This is a genomic window from Allobosea sp. Root381 (assembly GCF_001429395.1).
Lineage (GTDB): Bacteria > Pseudomonadota > Alphaproteobacteria > Rhizobiales > Beijerinckiaceae > Allobosea.
Genome location: NZ_LMJT01000026.1, coordinates 23,988 through 35,072, shown reverse-complemented (window position 1 = coordinate 35,072; position 11,085 = coordinate 23,988). Strand labels below are relative to the sequence as shown.

Here is an 11,085-nt window from a genome sequence, read left to right as displayed (position 1 = left end):
AAACCAGAACGGGCAGTCTCACCGAAACCGGCTCAAGGGGGTCAAAGTTGGACGCCGATCCCCCGCCTCAAGGGGTCAAACTTGCACGCCGAAACACATCGAGCATGGCTTTAGCGCCAACCTGATCGATTCGATCCCACGTTGTCGTCAGGGCGAAACGAGACGGCCAGCCTGTGCTCCCGAGCATGCTGCTCAGTCGGCCGTGAAGGCGGGCTTCGTTGTCTTCCAGAGCCAGATACAGAACATCGCCTGGCGGACAACTCCTTTCGCCGAGGCAACCACGCCGCGGGCAATGGACGCGGCGACGTCGAGCGCCAGCCAGGGTTTTCCAGCCTTTGGCTCACCGGCGAGGAGGGCCACGCCCTTCGGGATGAGGCGATCGACCAGGAAATCGGTTGGTGGATAGTTCCGGGCGCTGAGCTGGTCAGCAGTGACGATGGTGCCAAGGCCCGAAGACATCGAGCGTCCGAGAGGATGATGCGATCAGCCCACGATGCCAAAGCCGGATGAAAATCCTATGCGGCGAAGTTGGTAAAATTCGAGCGATCGCTGGCGACGTTCGCCAAGATCAAACAGGCATACGGTGATTTGACGCGCCGCAGTTCGCGAATGGAGCTAGGCGCTGGATTCTAGAGGCCAGATGCAACGAGGATGCCCGGCTACAACCACTTTCCGAGTTGCCCCTGCGGATGGTGCGTCAAAGGCCGGATGAGCCGGTCGCAGCGAGATGCTTTCGAGCGCTTGTTTCCGGTGCGCGATGCCACGCACCTTCTGCAGCAGCACAGGGTCCGATCGAGGATCGCCTGCTACGTCAATCCCAACGCACGCTGCCCGGTCTGCGATCAACCCGTCTTCTTTTGCGCTAACGCGGCAGACAGCCGGGGTTTCTTCGACGATCTGGGGCCACCTTGGCCCAAGCATCCTTGCACGGATCGCCGGGTCTCCATGGAGCGTCGTCCGATCGAACGCCGCAGCTCCGGGCTCATGCAGGAGCTGGTCAGGGCGAAGAACACTATCGGGATGATGGCCCATCCGGTTGGGCAGCGGACGGGATCGGCCTACCGGCCTGTCGTTGTTCTCAGTGTGGCGCGGGGTGAAGTAGCAACGTACCTGCAGCCGTCGTGGACCAGCAACCGCATCCAGGAACTCAAACAGCGTTCCGGTGATGGGGATTGCCGCATCGGCAAAAGGCGGCCATGTCGCCCAATCCGGAAGCACGATGTCGTCCGGAAGCGGGAAATGGGGTGGCAGTGGCTCGCCCAGCCGCTCGCCGAAGAGACAGATCCCTAGCGCGCCGAGCGGGTCGCTTGGTGGTCGAAGAGGTCGAATTGGGCGGAGTGCTGCTTCGCGACCTTACGCGAATAGCTGGCCTTGCGGCCGCGCGACTAGAACTCCCAGCCAATTTGAGTTTCTTGTCTAAGTTATTGATTTTATTAGTCACTTGACACATGGCGATTAAGCTTTGTGCTACACTTTTGTAGTGGCAACACTGAAAATCTACAGGCGTCAAACCGTAGCCATCGGCATCACTGGCGACCCAACAGCTCCCGGAAGCCGCAATGGTGGCGCGGTTAGCATGAAACGCCAACGCCCGTTCGCGCGCAGCCACTGCGCCAGCTCCGCGAAATACCACAGTTCTCCAAGATGGATGCCCTGTTTGAACAAGCAATGGTTGTGCAGCGGCAGCCCGGGGAAGCTGTCGCCAACCGCAGGCCGCGCCGGATAGGCCTCCACCGCGAAATTGTCGGCGCAGATCGCGACCAGCCCGGCCTGGGTGATCCAGTCGAGCAGGCGGGTATCGCGACCGTCGAGCACCGCGCAGGAGCGCGCCAGCACGTCCCCGTCGGGCTTGCGGTTCATTTCGAGGATCAGGTCGGCGAAACCGGTGTAGAGGCAGAGGAAATCGCCGGACTCGACGGTGACGTTCTGCGCGTCGAGCTGCCGCATCAGCTCGTCGTAGCCGATCAGCGCGCGCTGTCGCCCGTAGGTCGCCTCGAGATCGACGAGGACGCCGCGCCCCTGCACGCCGGCGATCGCGAAGTTCTCGATACCGAGCTTGTGGGCGCCGAAGCCGCGTTCGGCATCGTCCGGCCCGACGATGTCCGTGCCGCCGCGGTAGCCATTGTAATAGACTTTCTCCGGCACGCCGTCGCCGTCGGCGTCGAACATCTGGCCCACATGGCCGAACCCATCCCACTGCGTCGAATACTGCAGGTAGAGCAGCACGGCGTCGTCCGAAACGACGTCGCAGAACTCGCTGCAGACGTGCGAGAGGCGGAAGTTGAAGTTGTGCCCGTCGCCGCGCTTCTCGTGCTTGAACACCGGTTCGCGACGCAGCGAGAACAGCTCGTTGCCGCCGGGATAGTCGAGCGGTAGGCTAAGCGCGAAGGTCTCGCCCGTGCGGATCTCGGTGGCCGCCGCGCGGCGGCGCTCCGGCGTCAGCAGGTTGAGACGGCCGATCTGGTCGTCCGGGCCGAAATCGCCCCAGTTCGATCCCTCGGGACGGTTGACCCAGCGTCGGGCTGTCATAGTCGTCTCTCCCTCTCCGGTCCCGGCACCACCCGCCGGGCGACGAGCACCCCGATGAGTTCGCGGAACATCTCTTCGGTGTCGATGCAGTGGGCGAAGCCCGCCTCGCGCAGCTTGATCGTGCTGACCAAAGCGGGCTGCGGTGGCCGCGTGGCGCCCGTCGCCATGGTGAAGTCGGCGTAGTGATGCGACTCGCCGAGCAGTGCCGCAAGCGAGGCACGGCGAAGTCCGCAACGCGAAACGACCCGCTCCCAGACCGCCTCCTGCGTCGGCAGCCAGTCGCCGAGTCGCAGCGGCTCCGGCTCGGTCGCCTCATGCCCGAGCGCGTGCGCGATCGCGGGCCATATGTCCGGCCAGGAAAAAACATCACCGTTCGTGATGTTGAAAGTCTCGTTGTGCGCGGCCTCGGCACCCGCAGCCCAGAGCAACGCCCGCGCGATCAACCGCGCATCGACCGCCTCAAGCAAATAACCCGGCCCACCCGGATAGGCGAAGGGCCGCCCGAGTTCCCGGCAGAGGCCGGCATAGGCGCCGAGAACCGGGACGATGTTCATCGCGACGCCGGCGGCGTCGCCGAAGATCACCTGCGGCCGAAAGATCGTGACCGCGGTTCCCTGCGCCGCCAGATGCTCCTTCGCCCAGTCCTCCTGCAGCCAGTAGAAATTGCGATGCGGATGGCGTGGCCAGCTCTCGCGCGCCGGCGAGGCGATCGGCTTCAGGTGCACGCCGTAGGCCTTGGTGCCCTGGAACAGGCTGAGGTGTTCGAGCGCCCCGCCATCGCGCAGCGGCGTCATCAGGTTGCGCAGCATGGCGAGATTGGTCGCCATCTGCTCTTCGTCGCGCCAGCCGGCGACGAGCCCGGGCTTCTCGTGGAGCGCCGCGTAGACAACATGCGTCACCGGCCCGGCTTCGCGTGCGGCCAAGATGCAGGCGTCGGGATCAGTGAGATCGACGGCGAGATGACGCCAGTAGTCCGAGGCTGGCAGGTCGGGCGGGCGCCGCGAGACCGCGATGACCTCCCAGCCGGCAGTCGCGAAGGCCGCGACGGCCGGTTGCCCGATGACGCCCGAAGCGCCTGCGATCAGGACCCGCCCGGCCATGGCTTTCAGCGCCGCTGGTCGAACCGCCGGCCGACCAGATCGGCGGCGATGTTGACCTTCTGAATGTCGATCGCCCCGCCGGCGATGCCCCAGCCCCAAGAGTCGCGCAGGCGCCGTTCCATACCGTATTCCTTTGCGTAACCGTAGCCGCCCATGAGCTGCAGCGCGGTGCCGGTGACCTCGCGTGTCGCCTCGTTGACGAAGCACTTGGCCAGCGCCGCCTCGCGCGAGGCCGGCAGGCCGGTGCCGGCATTGGCGGCGGCCCGATGGATCAGCAGACGCGCCGCCTCGACCTTCATCGCCATCTCCGCGAGGCGGATCTGCACTGCCTGGAAATCGACAATCGCCTTGCCAAACTGCTTCCGCTCCTGGACGTAGGTCGTGACCTGCTCCAGCGCGCCGGCCGCCACGCCAAGCGCCATTGTGGCGTTGCCCAGCCGCTCGATGTTGAACAGGCCCATCAGGCTGGCGAAGCCGCCCGGCCCGACCAGGAGCTGCTCGCGCGGCACGCGGACGCCGTCGAAATTCATGTCGGCCGAAGGCACGCCACGGAAGCCCATCAGCTCTTCCTGCTGGCCGAAGGTGAGACCCGGCGAATCGCGGTCGACGAACACCGCGCCGACGCCCTTGGCGCCCTGCACGCCGTCGAAGCGGCAAAACACGACGTAGCCCTCGGAATGACCCGCCCCCGAGCACCAGCGCTTGGCGCCGTCGATGACGATCTCCTCGCCGTCGAAGCGCGCCGTGGTGCGCAGATCGGTCAGCGCCGTGCCGGCATCGGGTTCGGACATCGAGATCGCGACAAGCATCTCGCCCGACACGACCTGCGGCACCACGCGTTGCGCCAGAGTCGGCGGGCCCAGCGCCTCGACGATGCGGACAGGGCCGGCGCAGCATTCGAAGACCGGGAAGGCGACGCCGACCGAGACCTTGGCGAATTCCTCCATCACCAGCAGCGCGTCGAGCAGCGGCAGCCCAAGCCCGCCATGTTCCTCGCGCGTGTTCACCCCGAGGAAGCCGAGCTCGGCATAGCGCTTCATCCAGTCGCGCGGCACCGGATGGGCGCTCTTCTCGACGTCGGCGGCGAGCGGGCCGAGCTCGTTGCGGGCGAAGCGCTGTGCGCTGTCCTGCAGCGCGCGCTGCTCCTCGCTGAGGCTGAAATCCATGATGTCCTCCCGGCCGGCTCCGAACGCCGGTCTCGCTGTCGATTCAGACGTCGTAGGTGAAGCGCCCGTTGGCGATGACGGTGGCGTCGCGCTCGGCGACGCGGCAGCGGAAGGCCGCCTGTCCCTCGCCTTCCCGCCAGATGTCGGTCGTGATCGTCTCGCCCGGAAAGACTGGCGCGGAGAAGCGCGCGTCGATCGCGCGGAAGCGGGCGGGATCGTACCCGCACAGGGCCTTCATCAGGGCGTGCCCCGCGACACCGTAGGTCGCGAGACCATGCAGAATCGGCCGCTCGTAGCCGGCCTTCGCGGCGATCGCCGGATCGGCGTGGAGCGGGTTGAAATCGCCCGACAGCCGGTAGATCAGCGCGAGCTGCGGATGCGTCGACAGGGCTATTGAAAGATCGGGCGCACGGTCCGGCATCGGATGCTGCGTGCGCGGGCTCTCGCTCTTGCCGCCGAAGCCGCCGTCTCCCCGGCAGAACACGGTCTGCAGCAGCGTCGCCAGCGGTTCGCTGTCGGCCGCGTTCCTGATCTCGCGCTCGGCATAGACCAGCGCGCCCTTGCCCGGCCCCTTGTCGACGATGTCGACAATGCGCGTGCGGCCGACGATCTCGCCTTCGGGCGGGAGCGGGCGGTGCAGCGTCATTGCCTGCTCGCCGTGGACGACCTTGACCCAGTCGATGCCGGTATCGAGGTCGCGCATCCAGAATCCTGGATAGGCCAGCACGTTCGCCATGGTCGGCACGGCCTTGAGCTTCGTCTCGTCGACGAAGGCCAACTGCCCCTCGTCGAGCGGATCGAGCCCGAAGCCGAGGCCGAGCGCGTAGATGACGCTGTCGCGCCAGGAATAGCTCTGTCGGATCTCGGGAAAGTCGAGCGCGAAGAGCTTGTCGGGATCGAGCGCCATGGTCAGACCGGGTCCCACGAGAACACGTCGGCCGAGCGCTCCAGGGGCGTGAGAGAAGGCCCGAAGGCGCCCGGCAACTGCGCGGCCAGCGCCTCCGGCGTCCAGCCCTCACCCCTGTGCAGCCCGCGCACGGGGCGCGGCTGGCTCATCAGGAAGACCTCGTTGTTGCGTACCGCGAAGACCTGCCCGGACACGCCGCCGGCCGCATCCGAGGCGAGGAATACGACCATCGGCGCGATCTTCTCCGGCGTCATCTGCTTGAGCTTGGCGACGCGGATCTTGTCGGCCTCGGTCTCGGTCGGGATCGAGGAGACCATGCGGCTCCAGGCGAAGGGCGCGATGCAGTTGGAGCGCACGTTGAACCGCTGGAGATCCATCGCGATCGAGCGCGACAGGCCGACGATGCCAAGCTTGGCGGCCATGTAGTTCGCCTGCCCGAAATTGCCGATCAGCCCGGCGGTCGAGGTCATGTGGACGAATGACCCGCCGGCCTGCTGGCGAAAGTGGGTCGCAGCGGCCCGACTGACATTGAACGAGCCGTGCAGGTGGACGTCGATGACGGCGCGCCATTCGTCCGGGGTCATCCGGTGGAAGATCGCGTCGCGCAGGATGCCGGCATTGTTCACGACGATGTCGATGCGGCCATATGTGTCGAGCGCCTGCTGGACGATGCGGTTGGCGCTCGCCGTCTCGGCGACGGAGTCACGGTTGCCGACCGCCTGCCCACCTGTGGCGCGGATGGCGGCGGCGGCCTCGTCGGCGGCCGACGCGTTCTCGGTCTCGCCGGTCAGCGTGACGCCGACATCGTTGACCACGACAGAGGCGCCCGCCTGTGCCAGCCCCTCGGCGATGGCACGGCCGACGCCCTGCCCCGCTCCGGTGACAATCGCGACCTTTCCGGTCAGCATGCCGGTCGGCTGCTCGTTCATGTGAAGTCCTTTCGTCCTGTCAGAGCGTCGCCGACGTGCCGAGGATTGCCGTGGCCTGGCTGGAGAGCACCCCGCCATTGGCGTGCGCCAGCGCGACCTCGCAGCCTGCGACCTGCCTGGCCCCGGCACTGCCCCGGAGCTGCTCGACCGCCTCGATCACCGTAAAGAGCCCGTACATACCGGGATGGTTGCAGGAGAGCCCGCCGCCGTTGGTGTTCACCGGCAGAACGCCGCCGGGCGCGATCGCGCCGCTGGCGACGAAGGCGCCGCCCTCGCCCTTGGCGCAGAAGCCGAGATCCTCGAGGAACATCAGCGTCGTGATCGTGAAGGCGTCGTAGACCATGACGTGACCGACATCGCGGGGACCGAGTCCCGCACCCGCGTAGGCCATGCGCCCGGATTCGACCGCAGCGGTCGTCGAGAGGTCGGGCATCGCCGCGATCTGGCGATGGCTGACGCAGGTGCCCGTGCCGAGCAGGTAGGCCGGCGCGGCGCGCAGATCCTTCGCGCGCTCGGCCCGGGTCAGCACCAGGGCTGCGCCGCCATCGGTGACAAGGCAGCAATCGGCCTTGGTCAGCGGATCGCTGACCATGCGCGAGGCCAGCACCTCGTCGCGTGTCAGCGGCCCGCGCGCGAAGGCGTCGGGATTGAGGTTGGCCCAGGCGCGGGCAGCGAGCGCGACCTCGGCGAGCTGCTCGCGGGTCGTGCCGTAATCATGCATGTGCCGGGCGGCGGCGAGCGCATAGCTCGAGATAGGATAGCGCGGCCGGTACGGAGCCTCGTAGGGCTGCGGGTCCGGCATCGACACGAGCTTGCCGCCGGCGCTGAGCTGGTTCGAGCCGTAGACCACCAATGCGACATCGCAGAGCCCGTGCACCAGCGCCGAGGCGGCCGACTGAAGGTGGAACAGGAAGGACGCGCCGCCGACCATGGTGCCGTCGGCGTGGCGCGGCCGGATGCCCAGCTTCTCGGCCATGTTCAGAACCGGCAAGCCGGAAGACGAGATCGAACAGAAGAGGCCGTCGACATCCCTTAGCGACAGCCCGCAATCCTCGAGCGCCAGCACGGCCGCTTCCTGCGCCTGATCGAAAGGCGTCCGCCCCGGCGCGTTCCAGCGCTTCGTGCTGCCGATGCCGACGACCGCGGCCTTGCCGCGCAACGCGTTCACGACCATTCTCCCACAGGCTGGAAGACGAGATGCGGCTGCGGCTCCACCACGATCCTGGCCGTGACCGGCAGGCCGATCGCGACGGCCTCGGGCGCGATACCGTCGACGCGGCTCATCAGGCGGGCGCCCTCGGCCAGCTCGATGATCGCGACGTTGTAGGCACCGTCCCGTTCCCTGACCGTCGTTGTCGAATAGACCGTGCCTCTGCCGGAAGGCTCGATCCAACCGAGATCGGCCGAGCCACAGGCCACGCAGACCAGAGCCGGCGGATGGCGCGTCGCGCCACACGCCCGGCAGTGCTGAAGGAGAATCCGACCCTCGGCCAGCGCCACCGCGAAGACATCGTCCGGACCCGGTCCATCGAAGCGGGCATCCGTGCTCATGCCGCGTCATCCTCTGCGAGACGGGTCAGATCGAAGGCGAGCGCTTCGCCGAAGGGCAGTTCGAGCGCCGCCCGCAGCGCCCGCTTGCGAGCGCCGAAGCCGGCGTCAAAGCGCTGCGCGAGCGCCTCGGGCGGCTCACGTCCAGCCAGGCCGAGCGCCACGAAATCGTCGAGAGTCACGCTGGCGCCCGACAGCAGCGCGCGCGCCAGCGCCGGGCCGCCCCGCCGCACGGCGAGGGCCGCTAGTCCAGGCGTGTCGTGCCAGCCGTCCGCCAGGGCTGCTCCGGCCCCCAGGCACGCGCCGTCTGCGGCGAGCATGAGCGCGAGTCCCCGCTGGCCGAGCGGACCTGTGCACATGACGAGCACCGGCCGCGGCGCATGGGCGACCAGCGCCAGCCAGGCCGCTACCGAGCCAGCGTCCCGCAGGGCGGCGCTCAGGTCACCTCCGATGAGGACAGGTGCCGCGCCGCGCGCGCGGAGTGCCTTACGAAACGCGGCGGCGAACGCGGCATCATCGCCGTCTGCGGCGATCCCGATCAGGTCGGCGGCCATCACCGGCCTCCATAGCGCGGTGCGCGCTTTTCGAGGAAGGCGCGCGTGCCCTCCTTCGCATCCTCCGTGGCGAGCAGGCCGGCCATCAGCGCGACCTCATGCGCGAGCGCGGCGTCGAGAGCCATCCGGCCGCGCGCCCTGAGCGCCGCCTTCACGGTCGCCGTGGCGAGCGGGGCCTTGCCCGCGATCGCGCGCGCCCGGCGTCGCACATGAGCGAGCAGCGCCTCCGCCGGCACGACCGCATCGACGAGGCCGGCCCGGCGCGCGGCGAAGGCGTCGATCATGCCCCCCTCGAAGGCAGCGACCGCCTGCAGCCCCGCCCCTGCCCGCTCGCGCCAGAGCTGGGTACCGCCAGCGCCCGGAATGATGCCGAGGTTGATCTCCGGCTGGCCGAACAGCGCGTCGTCCGCGGCGATGACAATGTCGCAGGCCAGCGCCAGCTCGCAGCCGCCGCCGAGGCAGTACCCCGACACCGCGGCGATGACCGGCTTTTCGCAGGCCCTGATCGCATCGAAGGCGCGGCGTGTCGTCGAGGCGAGATAGCTCGCCGGGTTGTGGCCGGCGATCACGTCGATGTCGGCGCCGGCCGAGAAGTCGGCGCCGGCCGCAACCACGACGACGCGTACCGACGGCTCCAGCGCGGCCGCCCCCATCCCCTCGGCGAGCGCCGACAGGATGGCAGGATTGAGCGCATTGCGGGCTTCCGGCCGCTCGATCGTCAGGGTGAGGACCCCGTCGACTACCGCGGACGCCACTGGAGCGCTCGCGCGCCTGGAGACGGTGACATCAGTCATGGCGCCGAGGTTAGATACTTATTGGTATGTTTTGCAAGGGCGTTATTTGATCACCCAACGAATACCCTCCGAACAGGCTGGAAGAATTCCTCCCGCTCGAAAAGCGCTTCGTATCGCGCAATTTCTCGCACCAAATGCTGCAATCGCGAAATTTGAGACAATATTGCTGCCCTAAGCAGACGCCGCGATCAGACCGCCCCCTGGCGACAGACGCTAAACTCGGCATGGTTGACATTTCGACATACCCATAAGTATGTTTCTCGCCAGAGACGCAAAGTCCGGATGATCCAGGGAGGAACGCCATGTCGAACCAGCCGCTCATCACACGACGCACAGCATTGCTCGGAGCCGCCGCTGGCGTGCTCGCCAGCCGCACAGCCTTCGCCCAGGCCACATCGGGCCCGATCAGGGTCGGTGTCATCATGCCACTCAGCGGCGGTGCCGGCCCGCAGGGTCAGCACGTCACGCAGGCCATCCAGTCCATGGCCGCCCTCATCAACGCCAAGGGCGGCGTGATGGGCCGCCAGATCGAAATCCTGGCGCGCGACGACGAGTCCGTGCCGGCCGTCGGCGTCTCCCGCGCCAACGAGCTGATCTCGGCAGGCGTCTCGGTCATCATCGAAGGCTGGAACAGCCCGGTGACGCTGGCGATGCAGCCGGTGATCAACCGCGCCGGCATACTCGACATCACCGCAATCTCGAAGGCCGACCCAATCCTCTCCGGCGAGGGCAACAAGCTCGCCATCAGGCTCAACAGCTCGAACGCGCAGGATGGGGCGGTCGTGGCGAACTACATCGCCAATATCGCGAAGGCCAAGCGCGTCGCCTTCCTCACGCAGAACGACGCCTACGGCAACGGCGCGCAGGCCTCGATCGAGGCGGAGCTGAAGAAGCTCAACTACGACTACCAGAAGGTCTCGGAGGAGAAGTTCCCGTTCACGCAGGCGGATTTCCGGGTCGCGCTGACCAATGTCCGCGGCGCCAAGCCCGACGTGACCATCGCGATCAACGCCAATGAAGGCCTCGGCATGCCGGCGTTGATCCGGCAGGCGAGCCAGAGCCGGCTGCCCGGCCAACTCGTCGCCGCCGTCGGCACCATCGCGCCGAGCGTGATCAAGATCGCGGGCGACGCCTCCGAAGGGCTGATTGGCGCCGACATCTACTTCCCGGACGTCGAGCCCTTCGCCTCGAACCCGCGCAACAAGGAGTTCGTCGCGAAGACCGAGGAGATGTTCAAGTACACGCCCGACAAGTTCATGGCGCTGGGCGCGGGCGCGCTAGAGGCTTGGGCGCAGGCCGCCGACGAGGTCAAGTCGCTCGACAAGGAGCCTGTCGCCAACCGCATCCGTGGCGGCAAGTTCGCCAACACGATCTTCGGGGAGATGCAGTTCGAGCCGAACGGCCAGCTCAAGAGCCAGCACTACCTCTTCACCGTCAAGAGCCAGAAGCTGGTGGTCGATACGGCCAAGGGCTGATCACGCCACGGATTTCGACGATCTACAGAACCCACGCTGGAGCGCCCCGCTCCGGCGAACGCTCCGCCATTGGCCACCGGGAT

Annotated in this window: 12 protein-coding genes; 2 read left to right on the top strand and 10 right to left on the bottom strand. The window is 67.3% G+C overall.

Annotated elements, in window-relative coordinates; all coding sequences use genetic code 11:
- Positions 1 to 192: 192 nt before the first annotated feature.
- A complete protein-coding gene (locus ASE63_RS19210) occupies positions 193 to 459 on the bottom strand; it encodes an AAA family ATPase (protein WP_056805016.1) in 267 nt (88 codons plus the stop codon).
- A gap of 192 nt (positions 460 to 651) precedes the next feature.
- Between ASE63_RS19210 and ASE63_RS27460 the strand changes: the two genes are divergently transcribed.
- Positions 652 to 1,290: a hypothetical protein gene (locus ASE63_RS27460; protein ID WP_156410475.1), complete on the top strand. Its 639-nt coding sequence runs from the start codon at positions 652 to 654 to the stop codon at positions 1,288 to 1,290.
- A gap of 216 nt (positions 1,291 to 1,506) precedes the next feature.
- Here ASE63_RS27460 and ASE63_RS19200 read toward each other — a convergent pair whose 3' ends face one another.
- Genes ASE63_RS19200 through ASE63_RS19160 form a run of 9 tightly spaced genes read right to left on the bottom strand, consistent with a single transcriptional unit; the run spans position 1,507 to position 9,488 of the window.
- Positions 1,507 to 2,529 carry a cyclase family protein gene (locus ASE63_RS19200; protein WP_056805009.1) on the bottom strand — a complete coding sequence of 341 codons (1,023 nt, stop codon included), beginning with the start codon at positions 2,527 to 2,529 and terminating at the stop codon, positions 1,507 to 1,509.
- The gene (locus ASE63_RS19195) at positions 2,526 to 3,629 is read right to left on the bottom strand and encodes an SDR family oxidoreductase (RefSeq protein WP_056805004.1); all 1,104 of its coding nucleotides are present in this window, start codon (positions 3,627 to 3,629) and stop codon (positions 2,526 to 2,528) included. Before ASE63_RS19195 ends, ASE63_RS19200 begins: the two co-directional genes overlap by 4 nt.
- A gap of 5 nt (positions 3,630 to 3,634) precedes the next feature.
- A complete protein-coding gene (locus ASE63_RS19190; RefSeq protein ID WP_056805001.1) occupies positions 3,635 to 4,795 on the bottom strand; it encodes an acyl-CoA dehydrogenase family protein in 1,161 nt (386 codons plus the stop codon).
- Positions 4,796 to 4,838: 43 nt separating this feature from the next.
- Entirely contained in the window at positions 4,839 to 5,702 is an 864-nt protein-coding gene (locus ASE63_RS19185; protein WP_056804998.1) for a MaoC/PaaZ C-terminal domain-containing protein, read from the bottom strand.
- A 2-nt stretch (positions 5,703 to 5,704) separates the two neighbouring features.
- Positions 5,705 to 6,631 carry an SDR family NAD(P)-dependent oxidoreductase gene (locus ASE63_RS19180; protein WP_200962593.1) on the bottom strand — a complete coding sequence of 309 codons (927 nt, stop codon included), beginning with the start codon at positions 6,629 to 6,631 and terminating at the stop codon, positions 5,705 to 5,707.
- 19 nt (positions 6,632 to 6,650) lie between these two features.
- The gene (locus tag ASE63_RS19175) at positions 6,651 to 7,805 is read right to left on the bottom strand and encodes a thiolase (protein ID WP_056804997.1); all 1,155 of its coding nucleotides are present in this window, start codon (positions 7,803 to 7,805) and stop codon (positions 6,651 to 6,653) included.
- Positions 7,796 to 8,182, bottom strand: a complete 387-nt coding sequence (locus ASE63_RS19170; protein WP_056804995.1) for an OB-fold domain-containing protein — start codon at positions 8,180 to 8,182, stop codon at positions 7,796 to 7,798. The genes ASE63_RS19175 and ASE63_RS19170 overlap by 10 nt, the downstream gene beginning before the upstream one ends.
- The gene (locus ASE63_RS19165) at positions 8,179 to 8,733 is read right to left on the bottom strand and encodes a hypothetical protein (RefSeq protein WP_056804993.1); all 555 of its coding nucleotides are present in this window, start codon (positions 8,731 to 8,733) and stop codon (positions 8,179 to 8,181) included. The genes ASE63_RS19170 and ASE63_RS19165 overlap by 4 nt, the downstream gene beginning before the upstream one ends.
- Complete coding sequence (locus tag ASE63_RS19160; protein ID WP_056804989.1) at positions 8,733 to 9,488, bottom strand: enoyl-CoA hydratase-related protein; 756 nt, start codon at positions 9,486 to 9,488, stop codon at positions 8,733 to 8,735. Before ASE63_RS19160 ends, ASE63_RS19165 begins: the two co-directional genes overlap by 1 nt.
- A gap of 341 nt (positions 9,489 to 9,829) precedes the next feature.
- Between ASE63_RS19160 and ASE63_RS19155 the strand changes: the two genes are divergently transcribed.
- The gene (locus tag ASE63_RS19155; protein ID WP_082610118.1) at positions 9,830 to 11,002 is read left to right on the top strand and encodes an ABC transporter substrate-binding protein; all 1,173 of its coding nucleotides are present in this window, start codon (positions 9,830 to 9,832) and stop codon (positions 11,000 to 11,002) included.
- Positions 11,003 to 11,085: the final 83 nt, after the last annotated feature.